The organism is Actinoplanes sp. NPDC020271, from assembly GCF_044388125.1.
Lineage (GTDB): Bacteria > Actinomycetota > Actinomycetes > Mycobacteriales > Micromonosporaceae > Actinoplanes.
In genome coordinates this window covers 34153-60479 of the sequence record NZ_JBIRWQ010000022.1, presented here as the reverse complement: position 1 = coordinate 60479, position 26327 = coordinate 34153, and the positions used below count along the sequence as shown (strand labels likewise).

At 71.9% G+C, this 26327-nt stretch carries 23 protein-coding genes; 15 read left to right on the top strand and 8 right to left on the bottom strand.

Going from position 1 to position 26327, the window contains the following annotated elements:
• Positions 1-21: 21 nt before the first annotated feature.
• Positions 22-1788, bottom strand: a complete 1767-nt coding sequence (locus ACH442_RS35430; RefSeq protein ID WP_396342435.1) for a type VII secretion protein EccE — start codon at positions 1786-1788, stop codon at positions 22-24.
• 256 nt (positions 1789-2044) lie between these two features.
• On the opposite strand from ACH442_RS35430, the gene ACH442_RS35425 reads away from it, so the two are divergent.
• The 4 genes from ACH442_RS35425 to ACH442_RS35410 all read left to right on the top strand — a co-directional run bounded on the left by ACH442_RS35425 (position 2045) and on the right by ACH442_RS35410 (position 7103).
• Complete coding sequence (locus ACH442_RS35425; protein WP_396342434.1) at positions 2045-2362, top strand: WXG100 family type VII secretion target; 318 nt, start codon at positions 2045-2047, stop codon at positions 2360-2362.
• Positions 2363-2381: 19 nt separating this feature from the next.
• Positions 2382-2675 carry a WXG100 family type VII secretion target gene (locus ACH442_RS35420; protein ID WP_396342433.1) on the top strand — a complete coding sequence of 98 codons (294 nt, stop codon included), beginning with the start codon at positions 2382-2384 and terminating at the stop codon, positions 2673-2675.
• Positions 2676-2922: 247 nt separating this feature from the next.
• Positions 2923-6741: an SseB family protein gene (locus ACH442_RS35415; RefSeq protein ID WP_396342432.1), complete on the top strand. Its 3819-nt coding sequence runs from the start codon at positions 2923-2925 to the stop codon at positions 6739-6741.
• Positions 6738-7103 carry a hypothetical protein gene (locus tag ACH442_RS35410; RefSeq protein ID WP_396342431.1) on the top strand — a complete coding sequence of 122 codons (366 nt, stop codon included), beginning with the start codon at positions 6738-6740 and terminating at the stop codon, positions 7101-7103. The genes ACH442_RS35415 and ACH442_RS35410 overlap by 4 nt, the downstream gene beginning before the upstream one ends.
• A 7-nt stretch (positions 7104-7110) precedes the next feature.
• Here the strand turns inward: ACH442_RS35410 and ACH442_RS35405 are convergent, their stop codons facing one another.
• The 4 genes from ACH442_RS35405 to acs form a co-directional block, all read right to left on the bottom strand.
• Positions 7111-8025 carry an alpha/beta fold hydrolase gene (locus ACH442_RS35405; RefSeq protein WP_396342430.1) on the bottom strand — a complete coding sequence of 305 codons (915 nt, stop codon included), beginning with the start codon at positions 8023-8025 and terminating at the stop codon, positions 7111-7113.
• Positions 8026-8084: 59 nt separating this feature from the next.
• Positions 8085-8498, bottom strand: a complete 414-nt coding sequence (locus ACH442_RS35400) for a hypothetical protein (protein ID WP_396342429.1) — start codon at positions 8496-8498, stop codon at positions 8085-8087.
• Between the two features lie 118 nt (positions 8499-8616).
• On the bottom strand, positions 8617-10986 hold the full coding sequence (locus ACH442_RS35395) for an immune inhibitor A domain-containing protein (protein ID WP_396342520.1): 2370 nt from the start codon (positions 10984-10986) through the stop codon (positions 8617-8619).
• 265 nt (positions 10987-11251) lie between these two features.
• Complete coding sequence (acs, locus tag ACH442_RS35390) at positions 11252-13237, bottom strand: acetate--CoA ligase (protein WP_396342428.1); 1986 nt, start codon at positions 13235-13237, stop codon at positions 11252-11254.
• Between the two features lie 202 nt (positions 13238-13439).
• Between acs and ACH442_RS35385 the strand changes: the two genes are divergently transcribed.
• Positions 13440-14171, top strand: coding sequence for an oxidoreductase (locus ACH442_RS35385; protein WP_396342427.1), 732 nt, complete (start codon positions 13440-13442; stop codon positions 14169-14171).
• A 33-nt stretch (positions 14172-14204) separates the two neighbouring features.
• Complete coding sequence (locus ACH442_RS35380) at positions 14205-14684, top strand: PH domain-containing protein (protein ID WP_396342426.1); 480 nt, start codon at positions 14205-14207, stop codon at positions 14682-14684.
• Positions 14685-15537: 853 nt separating this feature from the next.
• Here the strand turns inward: ACH442_RS35380 and ACH442_RS35375 are convergent.
• Positions 15538-16341, bottom strand: a complete 804-nt coding sequence (locus tag ACH442_RS35375; RefSeq protein WP_396342425.1) for an HAD family hydrolase — start codon at positions 16339-16341, stop codon at positions 15538-15540.
• 320 nt (positions 16342-16661) lie between these two features.
• Positions 16662-17021, bottom strand: a complete 360-nt coding sequence (locus ACH442_RS35370; RefSeq protein WP_396342424.1) for an STAS domain-containing protein — start codon at positions 17019-17021, stop codon at positions 16662-16664.
• Positions 17022-17224: 203 nt separating this feature from the next.
• Here ACH442_RS35370 and ssd point away from each other — a divergent pair, with 203 nt between their 5' ends.
• The 7 genes from ssd (at position 17225) to ACH442_RS35335 (ending at position 22342) form a co-directional block, all read left to right on the top strand.
• Positions 17225-18295, top strand: coding sequence for a septum site-determining protein Ssd (gene ssd / locus ACH442_RS35365; protein ID WP_396342423.1), 1071 nt, complete (start codon positions 17225-17227; stop codon positions 18293-18295).
• Positions 18292-19452, top strand: coding sequence for a TadA family conjugal transfer-associated ATPase (locus ACH442_RS35360; RefSeq protein ID WP_396342422.1), 1161 nt, complete (start codon positions 18292-18294; stop codon positions 19450-19452). The genes ssd and ACH442_RS35360 overlap by 4 nt, the downstream gene beginning before the upstream one ends.
• Positions 19449-20249, top strand: coding sequence for a hypothetical protein (locus tag ACH442_RS35355; protein ID WP_396342421.1), 801 nt, complete (start codon positions 19449-19451; stop codon positions 20247-20249). Before ACH442_RS35360 ends, ACH442_RS35355 begins: the two co-directional genes overlap by 4 nt.
• A 316-nt stretch (positions 20250-20565) precedes the next feature.
• A complete protein-coding gene (locus ACH442_RS35350; protein ID WP_396342519.1) occupies positions 20566-21201 on the top strand; it encodes a type II secretion system F family protein in 636 nt (211 codons plus the stop codon).
• 223 nt (positions 21202-21424) lie between these two features.
• Complete coding sequence (locus ACH442_RS35345; RefSeq protein WP_396342420.1) at positions 21425-21610, top strand: DUF4244 domain-containing protein; 186 nt, start codon at positions 21425-21427, stop codon at positions 21608-21610.
• A gap of 13 nt (positions 21611-21623) precedes the next feature.
• On the top strand, positions 21624-21977 hold the full coding sequence (locus ACH442_RS35340) for a TadE family type IV pilus minor pilin (RefSeq protein ID WP_396342419.1): 354 nt from the start codon (positions 21624-21626) through the stop codon (positions 21975-21977).
• Entirely contained in the window at positions 21977-22342 is a 366-nt protein-coding gene (locus tag ACH442_RS35335; RefSeq protein ID WP_396342418.1) for an Rv3654c family TadE-like protein, read from the top strand. The genes ACH442_RS35340 and ACH442_RS35335 overlap by 1 nt, the downstream gene beginning before the upstream one ends.
• A gap of 47 nt (positions 22343-22389) precedes the next feature.
• Here the strand turns inward: ACH442_RS35335 and ACH442_RS35330 are convergent, their stop codons facing one another.
• A complete protein-coding gene (locus ACH442_RS35330) occupies positions 22390-24771 on the bottom strand; it encodes a DEAD/DEAH box helicase (RefSeq protein ID WP_396342417.1) in 2382 nt (793 codons plus the stop codon).
• A gap of 169 nt (positions 24772-24940) precedes the next feature.
• Between ACH442_RS35330 and ACH442_RS35325 the strand changes: the two genes are divergently transcribed.
• Positions 24941-25297: an STAS domain-containing protein gene (locus tag ACH442_RS35325; RefSeq protein WP_396342416.1), complete on the top strand. Its 357-nt coding sequence runs from the start codon at positions 24941-24943 to the stop codon at positions 25295-25297.
• On the top strand, positions 25294-25734 hold the full coding sequence (locus tag ACH442_RS35320; protein WP_396342414.1) for an ATP-binding protein: 441 nt from the start codon (positions 25294-25296) through the stop codon (positions 25732-25734). Before ACH442_RS35325 ends, ACH442_RS35320 begins: the two co-directional genes overlap by 4 nt.
• Positions 25735-26327 lie beyond the last annotated feature (593 nt).

Sequence of the window (26327 nt, the reverse complement as noted above, 5' to 3'; positions counted from 1 at the left end):
CTTCATCCGACGTATTGAGATCTACCGCTCAGCTGCCGATCGGCTCGGATCCCCGATCAGGACTTTCTCGACGTCGGTGGGGGAGAGCGTCGCCCACCGGACCGCCTGATGGCTGATCACGCCGACCATGCCGGGCCGCATCCGGGTGAGCAGGCGGGCCACGTCACCCAGGCCGAGCGCGCCCCCGATCAGGCCGGCCTCCTCGGGCCGCAGCGGTTGCAGCAGCACCAGGTCGGCGCCGGTCGCGATCACGACGTCAGCCTCACCGAACGCCTCCCGCGTGGTCACCGTCGCCTCCCAGGGCCCGCTGATCCGACCACGAGTCGCCCCGGGCCGCGCGTCGAGGTCGAGGATGGTCAGCAGAGGGCGCAGCGGCGTTCCCGGTGGCGGCTCGACCGGGTGATCGGGTGGCGCCAGGATGATCGCATCGTCCGGGGCGGCCGTGCCCCGGGCGAAGCCGGCCCAGTCCCGCGGCCGGCAGGTGCGCACCAGGACCCGGGCGCCGACCGCCAGGGAACGGAACACCAGCAGTTGCGCACATCGCAGGCCGCCGACGAGCAGCATCCTGGTGGGCTCGGGCCGGAACAGCCGGACCGGCAGCGGATGACCGTGCCGGTTACGGCCCATCACGACGCCGGCCCAGCCCGTCGGCAGCGGCATGGACCCGAACCGTCGGGCCGCCGGCGAGGGCCGCCGGGAGTGCCAGCCGTGCCCGGCCGGCGCGCAGTGGCCGGGGTCGGCGAGCGGCAGCGTGGCGGTAAGGCCCCCGAGGTGGTCACCGTCGAGTCGGCGCAGCGCGGCTGACACGCGCTGCACGGAGGTCGCCGCGGCCTCCAGAGCGGCCTGGTCCCGAGCGGTCAGCCGCACCGCGAGGCTGATCAGTGGTGGGTCGGCCGACCCCGGCTCGGGCAGGTCCGCGGTGAGCGTCACCGTGGTCGCCGCGACCGGGAGGTGGAGCAGCCCGGTCAGCAGCTCGGCGGGTGGCAGGGCGGCCTCCTCCGGCAGCATGCGGAAGACCACGTGGAACAGGTCTCCGGCCCGCAAGGCCGTCCACTCCTCGTGGACCTCGGCGGCCGGGTCGGCGTAGGTGAGATCGGCGATCGTCCGCAACGCGGCCGCCGGGCCCAGTGGCTGCGCCGTCAGGCGCTTGGTCAGCCGGCGGGCCAGGCCGGTCAAGGCGCGGCGCGACTCGGCGTCGGACCAGCCCTCGTCGCGCAGCACGCGGACCGCGAGAACTGCCCGCGCGTGGCCGAGCGCGCGACCCTCGGCGAGAGCCCGGTAGGAACTCGGGACGGGGCCCGGCCCGGCCGGCGCCGGCACGCCGGTGAGCAGCAGCTGGACCCGGCAGGACGGCCTCTCCCGGCCGTCGGCGGACACCAGCTCCCACGGCGCGGCCAGCTCCTGTCCCGGGACGGCCAGCAGATCGGCCGGATCGCCCAGCTCCAGGAGCACGGTCAGGCCGGAGGCGTCGGCGAGCACCGCGGCCGGCCCGCTCGGCAGGTCGGCCGTGGCCAGGTGCGCGCCCGGGCTGACGAGCTGGAGCACCGTGGCTGCCGGTCGCCGGCGGGCGCCGAATCGCAGCCCGGCGGCGAGCCACTCGAAGGCCCAGCGCCCGCGGCTGCGCCACCAGGTCAGCGCGAGCACGAGCGCGGCACCGACCGCCGCGGCGAACAGAGCCGGACCGCCCGCGGCCGCGCCGATCAGCAGAAGGACACCGGCGGCCTGGGTCGCGACCACCTGGTGAAGGCGCACGCCGGAGGACCGTGACGCCGCGAGATCCGTTGCCACGCGCACCTCCCCGGGATCGTGATGAACGTCGATCGCTTCGCGCGGCTCATGCTAGGCCGAGATGCCGATCGGCCGTGTCCGTTGTCCACAGGCCCGAGTTATCCACAGGTCTTGATTCGGGGCTTTCGCCGCCGTCCGCCCATCGCCTAGCGTTCGAGGTGCGGAACGTGATCAGGCGATCACGCTCAGCCCCGCTACCTGGTCGCGCCGGACGGCTCGACCGATGTCCACTTCAGAGAACGGGGAGGTCTCGGAAATGGCGTACACCCAGGCGGAAGCCGCGGTGATGGCACGGACCGCCAGAAGGTTCGACCAGGTCAACGGCGCTCTGCAGACGATGCTGAGCACGTTGATGTCCGAGCTGTCGCTGCTCAACGGCGCCTGGAAAGGCCTCGGCGCCACCGCCTTCGAGCAGGTCAAGGCGCAGTATGCGGCGGATCTGCAGAGCCTCAACAACGCACTGGCCGAGACGGCCGAGTCGATCCGGGTCTCCGGCGTCGGCTACCAGACCACCGACTCCGACGCCGCGAGTCGTGTCGCCCGCACCGGCGGCACGTTCACGCTGCCGCTCTGACCACTCCAGGAGGATTCTGATGAACGACGGAGTTCTGCTCGTCAACTTCAGTGCACTGCAGCAGGCCGGCGCCGACATCGACAAGGCGCTCGGCACCCTGCGGGGCCAGTTGGACCAGCTCGAGCGGGATGCCGCCCCGCTGGTGGCGGGCTGGGCCGGCGACGCGCGGGAGGCCTACGCCCAGCGCCAGGCCAAGTGGCGCGCCGCCTCGGCCGACCTGGAGAGCATCCTGCGCCAGATCAAACACGCGGTGCACGAGTCGGCGGCCGACTACGTGGCGACCGAACGGGCGGCGACCCAGCGGTTCCAGTGACGACGCGACCTACCCGTTCGGGCGTTCCCAAAGGTCCGATCCGGGTGGGTTGAGGTCGCCCGTTCGCGTACTGGTCCAGGTGGTTGACACGGCTACCATCGGTTGTTGGATCATTGCGCCGGGCGATTGGAGCGCGCGTACCGGCTCGGCGCGACCGTGGACCGGGCGTGCCGGGATACAACTCGGTCATCAGCGCACTGCCGCCCATTGTCATTGCGGTCTGGCCTTGTAGGTTATACGCGTCGAGATGGCTCAGTCGTACGCGTGGGGAGAGGTGGACGTGTCCGAGTGGGAGCCGGTTACGGACGCCGAGGTCGCCATGCGCGACGCGTTGCGTACCGACGACCAGGAGTCCTATTTCCGCATCCTCGCTGGTGTCGACCTCCTGCTGCCGGTTTCGGCCGACGCGCTCGCCGGTCTGGCTCCGCTCGGCTGGGGCACCTGGAGCACCGGTGGACGCACGCATGTGCTGGCGTTCACCTCACAAGAGGCGCTGCGGGCCTGCCTCTCCGACTACACCGGCTCGTCTCGCCGTGTGCCATATGCGGAGCTGGCCAACACCTGGCCGAACCTGGAGTGGTGGCTGGCGGTGAACCCCGGTCTCCCGATCGAGGGATATCTGCCGGCCTGGTTCGTCGCTCAGCTCGCGCGTGGTGACCTGCGACTTCCGACTCGCGGCCCGGGGCGTGAGGTGCACGGCACCTCCAAGATCCAAGAGCTGGGTGCGGCGGCGCTCGCGGCCAAACGCGCTGGTGAAGGCTCTGGTGGGCCGACCCACGAGCCGGCCGGGGCGTCGAGCGTGCCCGGTGGCGCGCCGCAGCCCGGCGCTGTCCCGGCCGGGGTGGGTCCCGGTGAGCTTCCACAGCGTGGCGCGCCGCAGCCGCCGCAGCCGCCGCAGCCCGGTGCTGTCCCGCCGGGGCCGGGCCCTGCTGGGCTTCCACAGCGTGGTGCGCCGCAGCCGGCGTCCGCGCGATACGGCGCCGGGCGGCCCTCCGGCCCCGATGCTTCGCCCTCGGGCCCGGGTAGTGCGCCCGCTTCGCCGCCGTTCGGCCCGGGTAGTGCGCCCGCTTCGCCGCCGTTCGGCCCGAGCGGCGCGCCTGGTTCTTCGCAGTTCGGCCCGGGCAGCGAGTCCGGCCCTTCGCAGGTCGGTCCCGGCGGTGCTCCGGGCTCCTCGTCGTTTGGTCCCGGCGGCACTCCACCGGCGCCCGCGGCTCAGCCCGGCGGGCTTCCGGGGAGCGGTCTTCCGGTGCGTCCGGCGGGACTGCCCACGCGTTCGACCACCGCATCCGGCCTGCCGGTGCGGACTCCGTCGGCGGCTGATCCGTCCGGTCAGCCGGCCGCGCCCGCACCTGCCGCTTCCATGTCCGGCCCGCTCGCTCCTCCCGCTCCGGCTGCCCCTGGCCGTCCGGGGGCCGAGCAGGTCCCGGCGGCGTATCAGTCGCCGGCCGTTCCGCGTGACTTCCCGGGTTCGCCCGGTGCTCCGGCCGCCTCGCCGGCGCTGCCCACCCGCACCCCGGCCGGCAGTGGCACGGCCACCCCGGGGTGGAATTCCGACGCCCTGCCGTTCGGGCCGGAGAACGACCCTCGTGGCCCGCTGCAGGACTTGAACGCGCCGCTCCCGGTGCGGACCCCGATGGCGAACACGCCGCCGATCCCCGAGCACGTCAAGCCGTATGACCCGGCCGAGGCCCAGGTCGACCCGGGCTGGGCGGCGATCGGCAGCGGGCGTGGCCCGAACATCGGCGCCCCGGTCGCGCCCAGCAGCGCTCCGGCGAGCCCGGTCCCCGCTCCGGCGCCGCTGAGCCTGCCCGCCAACGGGTCGCCGGCCGGTGCGGGCATCAATCCGCCGCCCGCTCGTGGCGGTTCCGACCTGCCGCGGCGTCAGCCCGGGCAGGCCGCCGGTCCCAGCCAGACCACCTCGTTCTCCGGGTTCACCAACGCGCGGACGATGCCGGGTTCCGCCGCGGCGCCGAGCTTCCCGCAGGGGCCCGCGTCTCCGCAGGCGGCGGCCGCGCAGGCGGCGCCGGCTTCGGGTGCGCCGGCTTCGGGTGCGCCGGCTCCCGGTGCGTCACCCGCCGGTGCCCCGCCCGCGGCGGCCTCGTCCGTGGGTGCGCCGACCGGCCCGGGTGGGTTGCCCCGCCGTCAGGTGACCCCGCCGTCGGAACGGCCGTCCTCGATGGCGGCCGCGGCCCAGGCGCTCACCGGTGGACGCACCCCCGCGCCGGACCCGAAGCTGGCCCAGCGCGACCCGTCGGCGGACAGGTTCGGGCCGTCGGGGCCGGCACCGGCACTGCCGCGTTCCGACTCCGGCCCGGCCGGCGGCGATCGTCCGGCGCCGGGTGGGCGTCCCGGGCTGCTTCCGCCGGTCATCCCGGGTGCTTTCGGTGCTGATCGGGGTGCGGGGGCGGCTGCTTACGGTGCTCCTGCTTCCGGGGCTCCGGCTCCGGGCTCGCCGGCCTACGGTCAGGGTTCCGCCGCGCCGGCTTATGGCGCTGCTGCTTCGGCGTCCGGCTTCGGTCCGGCCGGCTCGGGTCCCGCGGGCCCGGTTTCTTCCGCGCCCGGCTCCGGTGCTCCCGGGCTCGGTCCCGGTGGGCCCGGCTTCGGTCCTGGGGCTTCGGGTGCGCCGGCCGGTCTTCCCGGTTCGCCGAGTGTCCCCGGCGGCTTCCCGGAGGGGCGTCCGGTCTCGGCGCCGGCTGCTCCGGGTGTTCCGACCTCCGGTGCGGCTGCTCCTGGCGCCGCGGCGTCGGCGTTTGCGGCTCCCGGCAGCCCGGCTGGGGCTCTGACCGGTTCGGGTGCCCCGGTGTACTCGGGCCCGGCCTCGGCCTACGCCGGGTCGGGCGGCCAGGGCGGCGGTTACGGCACGAACGGCGGCCCTTCGGCATACGCGCCGTCCGGGTACAGCGCTCCGGCCGTGCCCGGCCCGGCGGTGGGCATGCCTCCGCAGGGCAGCCCGGCTTCGGCGTACGCGAATCAGGCCCATGTGACCCAGGTCATTCAGCTGCCGACGGCGACTCCGGCCGCGCCGACGTCCGGTTCGTCCGGGCTGGGCGTCACCGGCTCGTCGACCGGCGGCGGCCCGGGCGGGCGCGATCGGGGCCACGAGAACTTCGTCCCGGCCAACGAGACCGAACGGGAGCTGCAGGATGCGGCCGACGCCGGTAACACCGACGTCTTCCTCTCCACCCTGCTCCTGGCGAACGTGCTGGTCCCGGTGGCCCACCACTCCCGGCCGGGCAGCGCGCCCGGCGAGTCCGGCTTCGCGTTCCAGCCGGAGGAGGTCGGGGGCGAGAAGTTCCTGATCGTCTTCACCAGCAAGGACCGGCTGTCCGAGCACTTCGGCGAGCCGACTCGCACGGTGGGCGCCCGTTTCTACGAGCTGATCCGCAACTGGCCCGACCCGAACTGGTCGTTCGCCGTCAACCCGGGCACCCCGGTCGGCGCGAAGTACCCGGGGACGCAGATCATCGCGCTGGCGAACTGGGCCACTGAGGCCGGTCTCGGCGCGGACCCGATCGAGAGCCCGGCGGCCGAGGAATCGGCGGCCACGGTGCCGGCCCCGGAGCCGGTCAACGACGAGGCGCAGCACGCCACGGTCATGCAGAAGACGATCGCCGCCGGCCAGATCGACTACTACCTGGACCGGGGTTACGACCGGGTGGCCGGGTTCGTGCACCGGGCCTCCGAGGTGGAGCACCTGCGGACGCCGGCGGAGTTGTTCGGTGCGCTCGGGCTCAACTACGAGGGTTCGCCGTTCCACGCCGACGCCAAGGAAGCGTTCGTGCTGCGCTGGCCGGCGTTCCGCCCCAGCCTGTACCGGATTCCCTACGGCGGGCAGAACGACCAGGCCCTGCGTGCGATGGACGGCTGGGTGATCGAGCGTCCGCCGTTCCGTGGCAACGGGTTCGCCCCGGGCGAGGGCCGGGACGTCATCGCCGAGTTCAAGGTGGACAGTGTGCGGCTCCCGCACGGTGCGCAGCTGTGGCGCATGGACGCGGACGCCAACGAGCGCATGGTGGCGATCTTCGACGCGGACGGGCCGCTCTGGCGCCGGGTGGGTGAGCAGTGATGCGCGACGGTTACGTGGTCTCCTGGCAGGGCCAGGATTACGACGCGGTGCCGGACGGCGACAAGGTGCGGATCTACGGCACCCGCCCGGAGGAGGGCTTCACCGAGGTGAAGCCCGGGCGGTACGTACGGGTTCTGGAGCCGGACGAGTACGACGAGATCGCCTACGTCCGCACCATGTGCACCTGGCGCGGCGAGCCGTTCATCGTGCTCGCCGAGGCGGACACCTGGCTGCGCCTGGAGTACACCGGGGGTCGCGCCCCGGTGGCTCGCAGGCTCGGGCTGGAAGAGTTCGACTACGGCGTCTACCAGGGCTGGGCTCCGGCGAGCGAGATCCGCGACCTGTACGAGCACCGCGTCTGAAGCCCCGTCAGGTGGGGTTCTTCAACCAGCGGAGCACCTCACCGGTCACGACGTCGGGTTCTTCCTGGTGGATGAAGTGCCCGGCCCCGGGCAGGAGCCGCCACTCGTACGGCGCGGTCACGTATCGCCCCGACCCTTGTGCCGTCCGCGGCAGGATCGCCCTGTCCAGCGACCCGTGCAGTTGCAGTGTCGGCATGCCGAGCGGCTGCTGCATCAGCTTGACGAATCGGTATCCCTGGAGTCGCAGTGCGCTGCGCGCCACCCACCGGTACGCCTCCAGCGCGCAGAACGACGCTTGTGGGATCTGCATGGCCTGCCGGCAGCGGTACGAGTAGTCCGCGAACTCGGGGGTGGCCGCCCACGCCGGACTGCTCCAATGTTCCATCAGTTCCCCGATGAGCGCGGCATCGTCACGGGTCAGCACATGTTCGTACCGCGGGACCTGGAACTTGAGGACGGTGGCGGAGGCCGCGAATTGGCCGCGAGGGTCGGCGAAGAGCGCGGCCCGCAACCGCAGCGGGTGGGCCGCGCCGAGCACCACCAGCCGGTTGACGAGTTTGGGGTGGAAGGCCGCGGCGGCCCAGCCGATCATGCCCCCGGCCCCGGCGCCGACGATCGTGGCGGAGCGTTCACCCAGCGCGCGGATCAGGCCGGTGACGTCCGCGGCCATGGTGTATCCGTCGTAGCCCCGCGGGGGTTTGTCGCTGAGCCCGTAGCCCCGCAGGTCGATGGCGACGGCGCGGTAGCCGGCGTCGGCGACGCGGGTCATCACGTCGTGCCAGGCCCACCAGAACTCGGGGAAGCCGTGCAGGAAGAGGACGAGTGGCCCGGTGCCCACCTCCACGACGTGGAACCGGCTGCCGTTGGCGCCGACGAAGCGGTGTGACCACGGGCCGTCCGCCATTACCACCGACTCGTCCATGCGGAAAGCCTATGCTCCGCTGTCACGGTCGATACGGGGCACTCGTGAACCGACGGTGATCATCCGATGGGTTCGGCGGCGGTCATCGCCATCAGGTCGCCCGGCCCGCAGTAGATCTTCAGCAGCGTGGTCTCCAGCTTGACCTTGACGCGGGTCTTCTCCTTCAGCGTGAGCCCCTCGGCGTTGTAGAGGGCGTAACGGGTGCCCTCGTCGCTGATCAGGCCGTAGCAGGGGCCGCTGCCGCCCCGGGTGACCATGCCCGCGACCCAGCCGGTCTCCGGGCGGTTGTCGGTCGGCTCCTTGGGCGGCTCGTCGGTCAGCGTGATGGTGGGCAGCGGCGCCGCAGAGGCTGCCGGTGATTCCGAGGCTGCCGGCGACTCCGAGGGCGCCGAGGCGGACGAGACCCCGCATCCGGCGGCGACTGCCCCGGCCGCCATGGCCAGACCGATCCGGAACGTGTGGTGACTGCGCATCAACTCATCCTTCCCGCGCGAACCGTCAACAGTGGGACGAAACGCGTCGCACGCCGGTTCCCGCGAAAGACGACGGCGCCCGGGGAGTAGGGTCCCCGGGCGCCGTGTGGTGGGTGGATCAGTAGACGGCGACCGTCATCGAGGTGCCGATCTGGCTCAGCACCGCGATCTTGACGCCCACGGCCGGCAGCTTGACGCCGTGGTTCGGAAGCTCGTCGTAGTAGTACTTGTCCTTGTCGCTGAAGATCGGGTCACCGAGCTGCGGCTTGATGACCGACTTCGCGCCGTTCAGGTGCAGGGTCATGCCGTCCGTCGGGTACAGGCTGAACGGAGCGTCGTAGACCTGGACCCGCGCCCGCCACGGAACACCGGTGGGGTTGGCGACCGGCTTCGGGTGTGCGTCGATGTAGAGGTTGCGTCCCGACCCCGGGTGCTTGTTGGTGTTGTTGTCGACCTGCGAGGTGTCCCAGTACGAGATCAGCAGACCGGTCTGGTAGTTGTAGTGCTCCACCCAGTCCGGCTTGTCTTTGGCCCACCCGAAGTTGTACGGGCCGGTCGCCAGGTACTTGTCGTACGAGGTGTAGCTCCGGTAACCCGCGATGTAGTAATTCGGGAAGGTCTGGGTGGAGGTGGCCCCGACCGTGAGGAAGCCGTTCAGGTTCCACGTCAGGGTGCCCTCGGCGCCCTCGGTGGAGACGACCGTGCCGTCGGCGGTGACGGTCAGGTCGTCGCCGAAGAAGCCGCCCTCGTTGGTGCCACCGTCGGATGCGTAACGCAGACGGAACTGGATGTTCTTGCCCGCGTACGCGTTCAGCGGCACCTCGATCGGCACCCACGCGTTGCCGGACTTGCCGGTGATGGCCGGGCTGCCGCTGCCGTCCCGCAGGAACGGCTCGCCGCCGACGGTTCCGTCCAGTTTGGTCCAGTTGGCGCCGCCGTCGGTGGAGGCCTCGGCGTACAGGTAGTCGTAGTCCTCCTCGATCGCGTACCGGCCCGCGAGCGAGACGCTCGCCGAGGTCTTGCCGGTCAGGTCGATCGCCTTGGACACCGAGACGTTCAGGTTGTCGGCGTTGCCGGAGTAGAACTGCTTGGTGCCGTCGTAGGGCGCACCCAGATCCGTGGTCACCGGCTTGTCCGGCAGGTTCACCACCAGTGCCTGCTTCTTGGCGGTGTTGTACTCCTGCGGCCCGAGGTTGACGACCTTCTTCTGGCCGGCCTTGACCGACTCGTAGTCGAGCCAGCCGAGCTGCAGCTTGTTCCACGCGCCCAGGTCACCCGGGTGGGTGCCGATCCCCTGGTCGTTCTTGGCACCGAGCCTGCTCTGCGCCATCAGCGTCCAGTACTCGTTGCTGTTGTCGCCCAGGCCGGTGGTGTCGTAGTCGTCCGGGAGACCCAGGTCGTGGGTGTACTCGTGAACGAAGACGCTCAGGCCGCCGTTCTCCGGCTGGATGGTGTAGTCGCCGACCCACAGGCCGGTGTCACCGATCTGGGTGCCGCCGAGGAGGTTGCCGGCCGGGCCGGTACGACCCTGGTCGCTCGAGAAGGCGTACCACCGGTGGCTCCAGACGGCGTCCTCACCCTGGTACGGGTCGCCGTCGGCCTGGTCGCCGCCGGCGTGGACGATCTGGAAGTGGTCCATGTAGCCGTCGGGCTCGTTGAAGTTGCCGTCGCCGTCGTAGTCGTACCGGTCGTACTGGTCGAACTCGGCCAGCTCGGCCTTGACCTGCGCGGGCGTACGGCCGGCGGCAATCCGGTCGGCGTACCACTGGGTGACGGCGTCCCGGACCAGCTGCCAGACGTTGGTGCAGTTGCTGCTGGCGCAGACGGCGGGGTCGTCGCCGTTCTCCTCCGGGTCGTCGTCCGAGCGGCCGTACCGGGCCTCGTTGTACTTGACCTTGACCCAGTCGGTGACCTCGCCGTCGACGCTGTAGCGCCCGGACGACTGGGTCTCGAAGTAGGTCTTGACCGACTCGGTGTTCTTGCCGGTGCCGAAGTACAGGTTCTGGTAGTACGCCTGCGAGTAGTCCGGCTGCCAGATCGTGGAGTTGTCCACCGACCGGTCCGGCGCCGGGATCGCGTTGTGCAGCGGTCCCTCGAACGTCGAGGGACCGGCGTATTCCGCCGTCGTATCCTTGTCGGGGAACGAGGGGTGCCGCTCGTTGCCGAACTCCGTGAGGATCACGAAAATCTTGTCGGTCTTCTCCCGGGCCAGTTCCACGTACTGGTTCTTGCCGGGATGACCGAAACCGCCATTGCCGTACGTCTTGCCGAGCTTGACGACCTGGCTGCCGTTCCGCGTCTCCACCGTGGACTCGCCGTTGACCACCTGGGAGACGGCTTCTTCGCGCAGCGCGCGACGCTTCTCTTCGAGCGGGTTCGGCAGGTCGTCGATCGGGGCGTTGTCGCCCGTCGCCGCGACCGGAGCCGGTTCAGCCGGCGGGGCAGCGAAGGCCATCGTCGGAGTCATCGCTCCCACGGTGGTCACCATCGCCGCGCCGAGCAGTCCCGCGACTACCTTGCGCACTACGTCTACCTCCGTTTTCGCGGCCGGGCACGGTGTGCCGCGCCCAGCGTCAAACGGCCCCGGGGTTCGGGGACTAGAGGTGAACGTATGCAAACCAACTGATGTTCGGGGTTCGCACAGGAGATTGATCTCCAACGGTTACGTGTTATGACCTTGGCATATCGCGCCAATATGCACAAAGGACAAAAGGACTGGTAGCGCCTCCGCTACCAGCCCTTATAGAAGAACGTCAGTCTTCGGACTTCGCCGATTTCATACCGGAACTGATCAGGTCCATGACCGTCGAGTCCTGCAGCGTCGTGACGTCGCCCAGCGACCGGTTCTCGGCCACGTCACGCAGCAGACGCCGCATGATCTTGCCCGAACGGGTCTTCGGCAGCTCGGTGACGAGCATGATCTGCCGCGGCTTGGCGATCGGGCCGAGCGTCTTGGCCACGTGGTTGCGCAGCTCCTTGATCAGCTCCTCGCCGGCGTCACCGTCGGTCGCCACGTTGCCGCGCGGGATGGTGAACGCGACGATCGCCTGACCGGTCGTCGGGTCGGTCGCGCCGACCACCGCCGCCTCGGCCACCGCCGGGTGCGACACCAGCGCCGACTCCACCTCGGTGGTGGAGATGTTGTGACCGGAGACCAGCATGACGTCGTCGACCCGGCCGAGCAGCCAGAGCGCGCCGTCCTCGTCCTTCTTCGCGCCGTCACCGGCGAAGTAGATCCATTCGTCGCCGTTGCCGGCCCCGGCCCCGAACCGCGACCAGTACGTGTCCAGGAAGCGCTGGTCGTCGCCCCAGATGGTGCGCAGCATCGACGGCCACGGCTCGGTCAGCACCAGGAAACCACCGCCGCCGTTGGGCACCGGGGTGGCGGTGTCGTCCACCACGTCCGCGGCGATGCCGGGCAGAGGGGTCATGGCCGAACCGGGCTTGGTCTCGGTCACCCCGGGCAGCGGCGAGATCATGACGGCGCCGGTCTCGGTCTGCCACCACGTGTCGACGACCGGGGTGCGCTCGTGGCCGACGTGCTCCCGGTACCACATCCAGGCCTCGGGGTTGATCGGCTCACCGACACTGCCCAGCACCCGCAGCGAGGACAGGTCGTACTTGGCGGGGATGTCGTCGCCCCACTTCATCATCGTGCGGATGAGCGTCGGCGCGGTGTAGAGGATCGACACCTTGTACTTGTCGACGATCTGCCAGAAGCGGCCACGGTCCGGGGTGTCCGGGGTGCCCTCGTACATCACCTGGGTGGCGCCGTTGGAGAGCGGGCCGTAGACGATGTAGGAGTGGCCGGTCACCCAGCCGATGTCGGCCGTGCACCAGTAGACGTCGGTCTCCGGCTTCAGGTCGAAGACCGCGTTGTGCGTGTACGACGTCTGCGTCAGGTACCCACCGGTGGTGTGCAGGATGCCCTTCGGCTTACCGGTCGTGCCCGAGGTGTAGAGGATGAAGAGCGGGTGCTCGGCGTCGAACGGCTGCGCCGTGTGCTCCGGGCTGGCCTGCTCGACCGTCTCGTGCCACCACTTGTCCTTACCGGTCCAGGCGACCTCCTGCCCGGTGCGGCGGACCACCAGCACGTGCTCGATGCTCTCGCAGCGGGCCACGGCCTCGTCCACGGTCGGCTTCAGCGCCGACGGCTTGCCACGCCGGTAACCCCCGTCGGCGGTGATCACGACCTTGGCGTCGGCGTCCTGGATGCGGGTGGCGAGCGCCTCGACCGAGAAACCGCCGAACACCACGCTGTGCGTCGCGCCGATCCGGGCGCAGGCCAGCATCGCGACCGCGGCCTCCGGGATCATCGGCAGGTAGATCGCGACCCGGTCGCCGGCGGTCACGCCCAGCTCGGTCAGCGTGTTCGCGGCCTGCGAGACCAGCTTCAGCAGATCCGCGTACGTCACGGTCCGGGTGTCGCCCGGCTCGCCCTCCCAGTGGATGGCGACCTTGTCGCCGTTGCCGGCCTCGACGTGCCGGTCGACGCAGTTGTAGGCCACGTTCAGCTCACCGCCGACGAACCACTTCGCGAACGGCGGGTTGGACCAGTCCAGCACCTGGTTCCACGGTTTCGCCCAGCTCAGCCGCTCGGCCTGACGCTCCCAGTAGGCGAGCCGGTCGGTGGCGGCCTCCTCATAGGCCTCAGCCTTGACGTTGGCGGCGGCCGCAAGCTCGGCGGACGGCGGGAACTTCCGCGTCTCAGTGGACAAATTCTCCAGGGTCTCACTCATGAGGGGCGGCTCCTCTGCCGTGACCGGGGTCTCTTTTGTTGCACAGTAGTTCGGGCAGGCGGCACTCAGCGAAGGTGCGCGCCGGGCGGTGTCATGTGCGCGCCGAGTGACGCGTACGTGATCGGTCCTGCGCGAATCTTGCCAGTTCCACTCGTGTTTGTGCACCCCGTGTTTCGGCCGTTTTACCGGTTACCGTGTTCGGGTGGATCCACTAGCTCCCCTGCTCGATCTTGCTGACGTCGCCCCGGCCCTGGCCGCGGCGCGGGACAGCGTCGACACCGCGATGCGGCACCGCGCCCTGCGCCGGCACGGCGGTCAGGTCGCTGCCGAGGCCAGCCTGCGCGCCGCCGTCGCCAGCGCTGCCCTCGAAGGCAACGTTCACGACCTCGACGACGTCCGCGCGGGCACCGTCACCGACCCGGTCCTGCAGGGCGCCCTGCGCGTCGCCGAAGGGCTCGGCGGCCTCGTCGACCTCTGGCCCCGCGCACCCCGTCAGGTGCTCGCCAAACTGCACGTCCTGGCCGCCCGCGGCGTGCTCCCCGCCGATCAGCTGGGCCGGCTCACCGGCGGCGCCGAGCGGATCGACGCGCTGGCCGGGCTGATCGCCGGCAACGAGGAGACCCCGCCGCTGCTGCTCGCCGCGATCGTGCACGCCGAGCTGATCACCCTGCGCCCCTTCGCCGGCCCGGCCGGGGTGGTCGCTCGCGCCGCCGCCCGGCTCACCCTGATCGGCCGCGGTTTCGACCCGCGCGGCCTGGTCGGCGTCGAGGCCGGGCACCTCGCCCGCGAGCCGGAATACGTGGGCTCGGCCGGCGCCTACGCGACCGGAACGCCGGACGGTGTCCGTTCCTGGCTGCGGCACTACGCGGCGGCGATCACGGCCGGCGCCGAGGAGATCACTACTATCGGTGACCAAGTCTTGGCGACGGTGTGACCGGAGATCGAATAGGCGTCGCATACTTTGCGGGTGGCTGACAACTGGGTGCGTCCGTACGAGCCCGGCTCCGGACGCTGGCTGGTCATCGCGTGGGAGGCCGTCGCGCTGGCGATGCTGAGCTGGGCCTCGGTCCGGCAGTTCGACCTGATGGGGCACGGTGTGCGGGTGGTCGCCTGCCTGCTCGCCGCGGTCTGGGTCGTCGGCGCCTGGCGGATCCTGCAACTCGGCGTCTACGTCAGCCCGGACGGCGTGCTGATCCGCGGCCTGCTGCGCTCCCGGGTCATGCGCTGGCGCGACATCGGCGGCGTGCGGCTCCACCGCGCCCGGCACCGGCTCGGCCCGTGGGAGATCGAGAGCGGCAACACCGTGCTGCTGGAGCGGCTCGACGGCGAGACGGTCAACACCGAGCTCTGGGAGAAAGGGGTGGACTTCCACTCCCGCCCGATCGTCTTCCGCGCTGTCTACCAGGAGATTCGCAACCGGCACCGGACAGCGGCGACTGAACGGTAAAGAGCCGGCGTCCCTCGCGGGGGCGCCGGCTTCGCGCGTCCGGACCGGGTTATCAAGCGTGCACCTGGGTCGTTGTCGACAGTCCAGCAGCCTGGTGGCGATGATCCCCATGGAGGCGGAAGCACCACCTGTGGCGTTGGTCCCGTCGCAACGTGCCTGCCGTGGCTGATCGCGCGTGGGTTCCCGGTGGCCGTGCACGGTGCCCGATCTGATCGGCCGAACCGATTTCTCGTTGGCTCCGTGCCTCTTTTCTACGCCGCTCCCGGCAAGATCGCCAGGTTTCAGCCCGGCAAATCTGGCGATCCGCAATTACTCAGACCAATGCCATTTGTGCTGGTCATTGCACTGCAAGATCAAATTCAGGAGCCTCAGGTCCGATCTCCGCTGTGGTCGCCCTCCGCCGCTCCCGCGGGGACCCTTCCGGGCCGAGCAGGGCGCGGGGCGCCCAGAACGCTCGGCCCTCCAGGGCGGCCTCCGTGGCGGGGCGCGGTCAGAGCAGAAGACCCGTCCACGGCGCGCGCCGCCCGGTGCCGCAGTGACGTCCGCGGCCGGCGAGGTGTGGCGCGAGCGGTGTTCGTCGTGCGCTTGCCGGTCGGGGGTCACGAGCTGGGCTGTTGGTCGCGGCACCATCGTGGCCCGGGAACTTCGTCGCGGGCTGCGACGGGCGGAGCTTCGCCACGGGCGGGCGCTGTGGACGGGTTCGGTGCCCTGACCGGGAGCACCCACGGACGTCGCCCTTGCGGGCTGAGCGTTCAGGGGCGCCCCGCGCCCCTGCTCAGACCGGAAGGGTCCCCGCGGGAGCGACGGTCTGTACCCCGGCGGAGAGGGGCAATGAAGACCTTGAAGTTGATCGTCAGGCGACGGCGGCGCGTGCGCGGCGGTGGCGGCCGTAGAGGGCGAAGCCGATGGCCACGCCGACGCCGACGCCGAGTGCGGCGGCGGTGATCGGGACGGCCGGGCGGTCGCGGAGGCGTTTGCCGAGGGCGATCGGGTGGCGGAACTCCAGCACCGGCCAGCGGCGCTCGACGGCGACGCGGCGCAGGGCGCGGTCCGGGTTGACGACGCTGGGATGGCCGACCGCTTCGAGCATGGGCAGGTCGCTGCTGGAATCCGAGTAGGCGAAGCACTGGCTCAAGTCGTAACCCCGCGTGGCGGCCAGCTCGCGGATGCCGACGACCTTGGCCGGACCGGCCGCGTAGAACTCGACCTGGCCGCTGTAGCGCCCGTCGACGATCGCCATCCGGGTGGCGATCACGTCGTGGATGCCGAGAAGCTCGCCGATCGGGCGGACCATCTCGTCACCCGAGGCGGAGACCAGCACCACGTCCCGGCCGGCGGCCTGGTGCTCGGCGATCAGGGCGGCAGCCTCGGCATACACATACGGATTGATCAGCTCGTCGAGCGTCTCGGCGACGATCTGCTGCACCTGCTCGACCCGCCAGCCCTTGCACAGGGCGGCCAGATAGTCCCGGGTGCGCGCCATGGCCTGCTCGTCGGTGCCGCCGCCGAGCCGGAACATCAGCTGTGCATAGGCGGACTTCACCACGTCACGCCGGCTGATCAGGCCATCGCGATAGAACGGCCGTCCGAAGGCCAGGGCGCTGGACTTGGCGATGACGGTCTTGTCTAGGTCGAAAAACGCGGCGCTGGGGCCCACGGGCCGAAAGTGTAGCCGCAACGGGCTCGCACGCGGGCACCCGATTGCCGTGACGCGTAGTGAAAACGGTCAGACGGGCAGGGACCTTGCATCAAGTTACATTCAGTACTCGACTGCCGCCCTAGTCTGAGGCAGACTTATCTTTGCGATGGGGAATAGTGTTGTTACCGTCGCGTCCTGTAGACCTTCATGGTATGGCCCATCACTGATACAGGCCTCGGTGGCCGCGCCCCCCGCGGTACCACCGAGTGATTCGGCTCGACCCCCCCGGAGCCGAATCCCAGGACGACCCCCGTCTCCCCCGGCGGGGGTCGTTCCCTTCACGCCCCGGTGGCCCGTGACGCCTCCGCGCCGGTGTCGCCGGCCCCGATCAACCCGAAGAACTCGTTGAGCCCCGTCACGGTGAGAACACGCCGGAAGGTCGGGCTGGGGTTGACCACCAGATACCGGATGTCGCTCTCCGTGGCGGTGCGGTAGCCGTCGATCAGCGCGCCGAGACCGGTGGAGTCGATGAAGGACGCATCGCGGAGATCCACGAGGACGGTCGGCGGCGACCAGTCGGTAATGGCATCCCGGATGCCTTCGGCCACCTCGTCGGCGTTGGAGTAATCGATCTCGCCGATCACCGTGACCGTGACCGTGCCGTCGTCCGCGAGCGTGGTCCGGATCGAGTTATCCATGCAAACTCCATCGGTCCGTGTCGGCACAACATACCCAACTCGGGCTGTAGCGAACGTGGGCGCCCTAACAGATCCCAACGCCGCGGAGGTGTTTTCCACAGCGTCCGAAGTTGTCCACAGCCGGCGGCGCCGCCGATTGCCGCGGCGTGCACCCGGCCGGGAGGTTGAGCGGGCCCAATCGTGCGCATCCATGGGAGACCGCGATGCCCCTGCCGTCCCGCCCACTGCTGGTCACCGCCGACTCCGACCTGCTCGACGACCTGCTGCGGCTGGCCGCCGCCGCGGGCAACGAGGTCGAGGTGGCTTCCGACCCCGCCGCCGCGCGGCCCCGCTTCCTGCTGTCGCCGCTCGTGCTGATCGGCGCCGACCAGGCCGTACCCTGCCTGCGCGCCCGGTTGCCACGCCGATCCCGGGTGATCATCGTGGCTCGCGGCGCACCGGCCGGCGAGGTCTGGTCCGCCGTCGAGCCGCTCGGCGCCGACAACATCGTGATGCTGCCCGAGGCCGAACCATGGCTGATCGAGCAGTTCACCGGCCGGCCACGCCCGCCGGTGATCTCCCGGACCGTCGCGGTCATCGGCGGGCGCGGTGGTGCCGGCGCCAGCATCCTCGCCGCCGGGCTCGCCGCGATGGCCGTCGACGCCCGGCACCGGACCCTGCTGATCGACGCCGACCCGCTCGGCGGCGGCCTCGACCTGGTCCTCGGCTGGGAGGAAGTGAGCGGCCTGCGCTGGCCCGGGCTCGCCGACGCTGGAGGCCGGGTCGACCCGCCCGCCCTGCTCGGCGCCCTGCCCCACCGCGGCGACCTGGTGCTGCTCTCCTTCGACCGGAAAGAGCTCAGCGGCGTGCCCGCCGAGGCGATGGCCGCCACCCTGGACGCCGCCCAGCGCGGACGTGACGTGATCGTCGCCGACCTGCCCCGGCAACTCGACGACGCCGCCGTGCTCGCCCTGCAGGCCGCCGACCGTACCCTGCTCGTCGTACCGGCCGAGCTGCGCGCCACCGCGTCGGCCGCGCGCACGCTCGCCCAGATCCGGCCGCACTGCGACGAAGTCGCGCTGGTGGTCCGCGGTCCGGCACCCGGGAACCTCAAACCACGGCAGATCGCCCACACGCTCGGGCTGCCACTGGCCGGCTCGCTGCGCCCGGAACCGGCCATGTGCCAGGGCCTCGAATTCGGTAAACCACCGACGACGGACGCCAAAGGGCAGCTCGCCCAGCTGTGCCGGCGACTGATCGACGAACTGATGAGCACCCGGGCGGTGACGGCGTGAGCGTGGTGGATCGGGTGCGGAGGCAATTCGCGTACGAGGGGGTCGAGGCCACCCCGGCCGCCGTCGTCAACGCCGTCCGGCGGGAGAACGGGGTGCTCGGCGACCGGGCCGTGCTGCGCCTCGCCGACCAGGTGCGGGACGAACTGATCGGGGCCGGGCCACTGGCGCCGCTGCTCGCCGACCCCTCGGTCACCGACGTACTGGTCAACGGGGTGCAGGTGTGGGTGGACCGGGGTGCGGGGCTGGAACGGGCGGCGGTGCGGCTGGGGGAGGCGGCGGACGTCCGGCGGCTGGCGCAGCGACTCGTTGCGGCGTGCGGGCGGCGACTCGACGACGGGCAGCCGTACGCGGACGCGCGCCTGCCCGACGGCACCCGGCTGCACGCGGTGCTGCCACCGGTGGCGACCCAGGGGCCGTACCTGTCGTTGCGCACGTTCCGGCAGCGGCCGTTCAGTCTCGGTGACCTGGTCACGCACGGGACGGTGCTGCCGTCCGTGGCCGCGCTGCTGGAGGGGATCGTGGCGGCCCGGTTGGCGTACCTGGTCACCGGTGGCACCGGCAGCGGCAAGACCACCCTGCTGGCGACCCTGCTCGGGCTGGTGCCGCCGACCGAACGCATCGTCCTGGTCGAGGACGCGGCCGAACTCCGCCCGGTGCACCCGCACGTCGTCGCCCTGCAGGCACGGACCGCCAACGTGGAAGGCGCCGGCGTCGTCAACTTGACCGACCTGGTCCGCCAAGCGTTGCGGATGCGCCCCGACCGGCTGGTCGTCGGCGAGTGCCGCGGCGCGGAAATCGTCGACCTGCTCGGCGCGCTCAACACCGGGCACGACGGCGGGGCCGGGACGCTGCACGCCAACACGGCCGGGGACGTGCCCGCCCGGCTGGAGGCGCTGGGACTGCTCGGCGGACTGCCCCGGGCCGCGCTGCACGCCCAGGTGCTGGCCGCGCTGCAGGTGGTGCTCCAGCTCCGGCGGACCACGAACGGGCGGGTGCTCGAATCGGTCAGCGTGCTGGTGCCGTCCGGCGAGTCCCGGCTCACGACCGTGGTGCCGGCGTGGGAACGACACTCCGGGGCTGGTGCGGGTGCCGGGCTTCTCGGGCGGATGTTGCTGGACCGCGGGGTGCGAGTGCCGCCAGCCCTGGAGACGTCGTGACCGCGGTGCTGATCGCGTGCCTGCTCGGCTGCGTGGTGGCGCTCGGGTGGCCGCGCGCCGGGGCACTGGCGAGGCTCTCCGGTGACCGTCAGGCGTGCCGGCTCGGCGGGCTGCCGTGGTTCCGCGTGCCGGAGCGGTGCGGAACGTCCGGCGTCGCCTCGGCGACCGGCTTCAGGTGGCGCGAGATGTTCGACGTCGCTGGGGTGGCTGCTCTCGGGCGGCGCGGCGTGCTCGGTGTTGCCGCGGTGGCCGCGCTGGCCGGGCTGCTGGCCGGCGGGCCGGTGGCGGCGCTGATCGGTGCGGCCTACGCCGGGCTCGGGACGGCCGAATGGGTTCGCCGAGCCCGGCGCAAGCAGGTCGCGGCCGGGCGCGCGGCGGCGCTGGCCGGGCTCTCCGGAGCGGTCGCCGACCTGCGGGCGGGGCTGCCGCCGGCGACCGTCCCGGCCGGGGCGCTCGACGGCGACAGGCGGATCGGCGGACTGACCGGGGCCGTGTGGCGACTCGCGGAACGCACCGGCGCACCGGCGGCCGACCTGCTGGAGCGGATCGAGACCGATGCGCGGGCCGCTGACCGGGCCGCGGCTTCGGCCTCCGCGCAGGCGGCCGGTGCGCACGCGACGTCGTTGCTGCTGGCGGCATTGCCGGTGGGCGGTATCGGTCTGGGCTACTCGATCGGGGCAAGACCACTCCACGTCCTTCTGCATACGCCGTTGGGCGCGGCCTGCGCGGTCGCGGCCGTGCTGCTGCAGTGCGCCGGGCTGTGGTGGGCGCGGCGTCTCGTCGAAGGGGCGCGCTGATGGGGACGGCGTGCGGGGCTGCGGCGGTACTGCGGCCGGGCGGGCCGGTGCGGGTTCCGCTGCGCGTGTGCTGTGTGGCGGCGCTGGTCGGGGCCCGATCCCCGTCGACCGCCTGCGAAGCGCCGGCCGAGCCCCCTGCGACGACCTTGCCGCGTCTCGTGGAGGTGGCCGATTCATGTCCGGCCGTCCCGCCGCTACCGGTGGAGGTGGTCGAGGCATGGCCGTGACCTGGGTGCTCGTGATCTCGGCTGGGATGCTGGCGGCGATGCCGGTGTTGCGACACCGGCGAGCCGGGCGGAGGCTCGGTCGGCTCGGCATGACCTCCGGCGAGGTGGTGAAGGCGTCACCAGGAAAGCACGACCGGCGCCACCAGGTCCTGATCGCTGCGCTCGCCGGGGTCGGCGTGGCCGGCCTGGTCGGCGGCTGGTGGGGTGTGCCGGTCGGGGTGGTCACCGGATTCGGCGTCGACCGGTTCCTGCGTCGCCAGGACCCGGCCGACGTCCGGCGGGAGCGCCGGGAAGCGCTGGCCGACCTGCCGCTCGGCGCGGACCTGCTGGCCGCGGCGCTGCGAGCCGGTGCGCCGGTCGATCGGGCGGCGGGCGCGGTGGCCGACGCGCTCGGCGGGCCGCTGGGGACGCGGATGCAGCGGGCCGCCCGGTCCCTACAGCTCGGCGCGGGACCGGCTGAGGCCTGGGCACACCTGGCCGACGTGACCGGGGCCGAGCGGCTGACCGCCGCGGCGATGCGATCCAGCACGAGCGGTGGCGCGCTCGCTGTCGCACTCGAGAGGCTCGCCGGTGATCTGCGGGCGGACCGTGCGGTGGCGGTCGAGGCGGCGGCGCAACGGGCCGGGGTGTTGATCGTGCTGCCGTTGGGGCTCTGCTTCTTGCCGGCTTTTCTGCTCGCCGGGCTGATGCCGGTCCTGGTCGGAGTACTTGACCAGGTGTTGTGAACGGGTCGGCAGCGGTCGTGCGGGCGTGGCCTTGGCCAGGCCGGCAGTCGGCGCGGTTCTGCGCCGAGCCCACTGAGCAGTGCGCGGCGCGGCTCGCGTCGTGCACGAAATCCCGGCGGCCGCGGATCGTGGCGTCGCCGGAACCCCGGTCCGGAGAGGTGCCGGCCGGGGGCGGAACCAGGGCGCGGTGTCAGGCCGCGTCCGGAGAAACCAGGAGGAGCACGTGCAGCTATTCGTCACAGCGGTCCAGCGCTTGCGCACCGCGGCGGCGGACGCCGGGATGAGCACTACGGAGTACGCGGTCGGCACTTTCGCCGCTGCGGCCTTCGCGATGCTCCTCTACAAGGTCGTGAACAGCGCCGGCGTGCAGACCGCGCTGACCGCACTGATCACCAGGTCACTGAAGTGAGCGAGGGCTTGAGGTGAGGTGGCGCCGGCGGCCCGGCCGGGACCGGGGTGCGTTCACCGCCGAACTCGCGGCTGGGCTGCCGGCGCTCATGCTGCTGCTCTTCGCCGGGATCACGGCGGTCTCGTCGATGGTCGCCAAGGCGCAGTGCCTCGACGCGGCCCGGGAGGCGGCGCTGGCCGAGGCTCGGGGCGATACGTCGTCGGTGGCGGCCCGGATCGCACCGGACGGGGCTGACATCCGGGTGGGCGGGGATCGAGAAAGCGTCACGGTGACGGTGTCCGTGCAGGTCAGCGTGCTCGGCAGTCACCTGCCGGGGATCGCGGTGACGGCCACCGCGGTAGCGGCCCGCGAGCCGGGAGCCGGGTGATGGCGCGGCAGAGCCGGGATCGCGGCGCGGCGTCGATCTTCGTGCTGGCCGTCGGGCTGTTCCTGGTCGCGGCCGGGATTGCCGGGGCGATGGCGGGGGCGGCCCGGGTGGCTCGGCACGTGGCCCGCAACGCTGCCGATCTGGCGGCGCTCGCCGGGGCGGGCCGGGCCATCGAAGGGGCGGAAGTGGCGTGTGCGGCTGCCCGGCAGTATGCCGAGGCGAACGGGGCTCGACTGACGTCGTGCCAGGTCAGCGCGTTGGAGGTGATCGTGCGGGCGGAGGTGTCGGTGCGCTCGTCGGCGTTGAAGGCGGCGGCTGCTGCTCGAGCCGGCCCGGTTGAGCAGGAGGCGGCCTGGCCCGGTTGAGCAAGACGTGGCCCGGCCGCGCCGGAGAACACGACGCGGCGGGCGCCTCAGTCGGGCGGCAGCGCGTCCAACACCGTCGCCAACACCCGCACCGCCGCGGCTTTGTCGAGCGGATTGTTCCCGTTCCCGCACTTCGGGGACTGGACGCACGACGGGCATCCGCTCTCGCACCCACACGAGCCGATGGCCTCCCGGGTCGCCCGCAGCCACGCCGCCGCCGTCGAGTAAGCACGCTCGGCGAAACCCGCCCCGCCGGGATGCCCGTCATAGACGAAAACGGTCGGCGCCTCGGTGTCCGGGTGATTGGCGGTGGACAGCCCGCCGATGTCCCAGCGGTCGCACGTCGCGATCAATGGGAGCAGCCCGATGCCGGCGTGCTCGGCGGCGTGCAGCGCCCCCGGCACGTCGGCCCATTCGACCCCGGCGGCGGCCAGGGCCTGCGGGGAGACGGTGAACCAGACGGCGACCGTGCGCAGCTCGCGAACGGGCAGGTCCAGCGGCCGCGTGTCGATCACTTCGCCGCTGCCCAGGCGACGGCGCTGGTACGACACCACCTGGCTGGTCACGTCCACGTCGCCGAGGAACAGGCCGACCGGGCCGGCGTCCACGTACGACCGGACGTGCACCACGGCCACCTCGGTCACGTCCCGGGCGTGCGTGGTCCAGTCCGGCTCCTCCTGGTGGACCAGCGCGATCGCGTCCTCCAGGTCCAGCTCGTCCACCAGGTAGGTCACGCCCTGGTGCAGGTAGACCGCGCCCTCGTGCAGCATGACGTGCGACGACCCGTGGTCGACCGTGCCCAGCAGCCGCCCGGTCGACGCCTCCACCACCTGGACCGGGGCGCCGCCGGTGCCGCGCAGGTCAACGTCGGGGCGGCCGCGCTCGGTCCAGTACCACCCGGACGGCCGTTTCCGCAGCGCGCCCTGCTCGACCAGGGCGCCGATGGTGGCGCGGGCCGCGGCACCGCCGAACAGTTCGAGATCAGTTTCGGTCAGCGGCGCTTCGGAGGCGGCACAGCAGAGTTGCGGGCCCAGCACGTACGGGTTGGCCGGGTCCAGCACGGTCGCCTCCACCGGGCGCCCGAACAGTGCCTCCGGGTGATGCACCAGGTACGTGTCCAGCGGATCGTCCCGGGCGATCAGCACCGCGAGCGCTTCCCCGCCGGCCCGTCCCGCGCGGCCGGCCTGCTGCCACAGCGACGCGCGGGTGCCGGGCCAGCCGCAGATCAGCACCGCGTCCAGCCCGGCCAGGTCGACGCCGAGCTCCAGCGCGTTCGTCGAGGCGAGACCGAGCAGCTCACCGGAGAGCAGTGCGCGTTCGATGGCGCGACGGTCCTCGCGGAGATATCCGCCCCGGTACGCCGCGACCCGCGCGCCCAGCCCGGGCACCACCTCGTCCAGCGAGCGCCGGGCGACCGTGGCGACCACCTCGGCCCCGCGGCGGGAGCGGACGAACGCGAGCGTGCGGGTGCCGGCCACGACAGCGTCGGTGAGCAGGTCAGCGGTCTCCCGCAGCGCCGACCGCCGGACCGGTGGCATGTTCTCCAGGTCGAGCTCGGCCTCGGGCGACGCCCGGGCGCCGGGCACGAACGTCGGTGGCTCGGCCGGCTCGGGTGGCAGCAGCGGCGGCTCCCACAGAGCGAACGTCATCGCGCCGCGAGGCGAGGCGTCGTCGGTCACCGCCGTCACCGGGGCGCCGATCAGCCGGGACGCGCTGCCGGCCGGATCGCCCGAGGTGGCCGAGGCGAGCACGAAGGTCGGGTCGCTGCCGTACCGCGCGGCGACCCGGCGGAGCCTCCGCAGCACGTGCGACACGTGTGAGCCGAACACCCCGCGGTAGGCGTGGCACTCGTCGATCACCACATATGACAGGCGGCGGAAGAAGATCGCCCAGCGGTTGTGGGCCGGCAGCAGCGCGTGGTGCAGCATGTCCGGGTTGGTCAGCACGAACCGGGAGTGCTGCCGGATCCACTCCCGCTCCTCCCGCTGGGTGTCGCCGTCGAGGGTGGCCGGGCGCACCCCGTCCAGCCCGAGCCGGGTCAGGCTGCGCAACTGGTCGGCGGCGAGCGCCTTGGTCGGCGCCAGGTAGAGCACGGTGGCTCGCGGGTCGGTGGCCAGCCTGGTGAGCGCGGGCAGCTGGTAGGCGAGCGACTTGCCGGAGGCGGTGCCGGTGGCCAGCACCACGTGGTCGCCCTGCCAGGCCAGGGTGGCGGCGGCCGCCTGGTGTGCCCAGGGCGCGGTGACGCCCTGGCCGACGAAGGCGTCGCGGGTGGCCGGGTCGGCCCAGGCCGGCCACTCGGCGACCCGGCCGGCCCGGGCGGTGACCTGCTCGACGTGCGTGATCGGGGACTGCGCGGCCGAGCTGCTCCGGGCGCGCAGCCGGTGCAGCAGCTCAGCGGGACCGAAGGCGGTGGCAGTCACGTCAAGCACTCTGACACCGCTGGACCGCCGAACCCAAACGAGACCGCAAGCCCCCTGACGGTTCCGCAACTGGACACCGGGATGATGGAAGGCTCAAACGGGTAGGACGGTGGGTGCCACGCGTCGCCCGCTGCCGGTCGGTGGTTAGATTCGCGGGGGAGATCAGGGAGGAGGACCGATGGAGCTGTCGCTGGCGACTCGGACCGTCGCCGAGCACACGGTGCTCGAAGTCGGTGGTGAGGTCGACGTTTACACCGCTCCACGGCTGCGCGAGCGCCTGATCGAGCTGGTCGACGCCGGGGCCCGGAACGTGGTGGTCGACCTGGAGCGGGTCGAGTTCCTCGATTCCACCGGGCTGGGCGTGCTCGTCGGTGCGCTGAAGCGGCTGCGGACCGCGCAGGGCACCTTCGGCCTGGTCTGCGCCAAGGAGCCACTCCTGAAGATTTTCCGGATCACCGCGCTGGATCAGGTGTTCCCGATTTTCCCGTCCGTCGAGGCCGCCACGGAACGCGACGGCAGCGGTCCCGCTTCGTGATGGCTACGGTTCGGCTGTCCTTCTCGCCGGCGCCGGTGCACGTGCGCACCGCGCGGCTGGTCGGCGTGGCGGTGGCCCGCCGGGCCGGCGTCGACGAGGCGTTGCTCGACGAGGTGCGCCTGGCGATCGGCGAGGCCTGCACCCGGGCTGTCGCCCTGCACCGGCAGTATGGCCTGACCGACCTGGTCACGGTGGAGATGTCCGACTCGGGGTCGTACACCGTCCGGGTCATCGACCACGCCCCGATCGAGGCCAGCATCGGCCTGACCAAGCTCCCGCCGGACGAGCTGGCCGCCGAGTCCCTGACCGAGGATGATCTGACCACCGGCGTCGGGTTCGCCCTGCTGGCCGGCTTCGTCGACGACCTTCAGGTCCGCCCGGTCGAGGATGGCCCGGGCACCGAGGTCCGCATGGTCTGGCCCGTAACCCGCCGCTGAACGTCCCGGCTCGGCCCGGCGCGAGCTCCGGCTCGGCCCGGCGCGAGCTCCGCGTCTGCCCGCCCTCGCGACGCGCGTCACGATCCGGCGGGTTCTCACCGTGGTCATTTCGAGACGGACAAACCTCGGTGAGAACCAGCCGGGAGAACGGGGCGCGCTGCGGGCGTGCTTCGTCGCGGTGGTCGCGGGCTCCGGTCGGTGGGCGCGTGCTGGCTGGGTGGACGCCGTGGACGGGGTTGTTGCTCTGACCGTGCCCCGCCACGGAGGCCGCCCTGGAGGGCTGAGCGTTCTGGGCGCCCCGCGCCCTGCTCGGCCCGGAAGGGTCCCCGCGGGAGCGGCGGAGAGGGACCACGGCGGACGTGGGACATCAAGAATTTGATCTTCAGGGTGAAACCGCGCCCACAGCGGCGCGTGCGGCGGGTGATCTCCGCTTTCGCCCCTATCCTCAATTCCGGCATTTCGCCAAATTTCCGAATGGCTTGGTCGACCAGGCAAAAGATCAACCATCCCGAATACCCGCTGAGGGCGTTACTAACACAGCGGTGAACATCACCGCGACACGGCCGGTTCGGCATGTGACGATCGCCACGCCA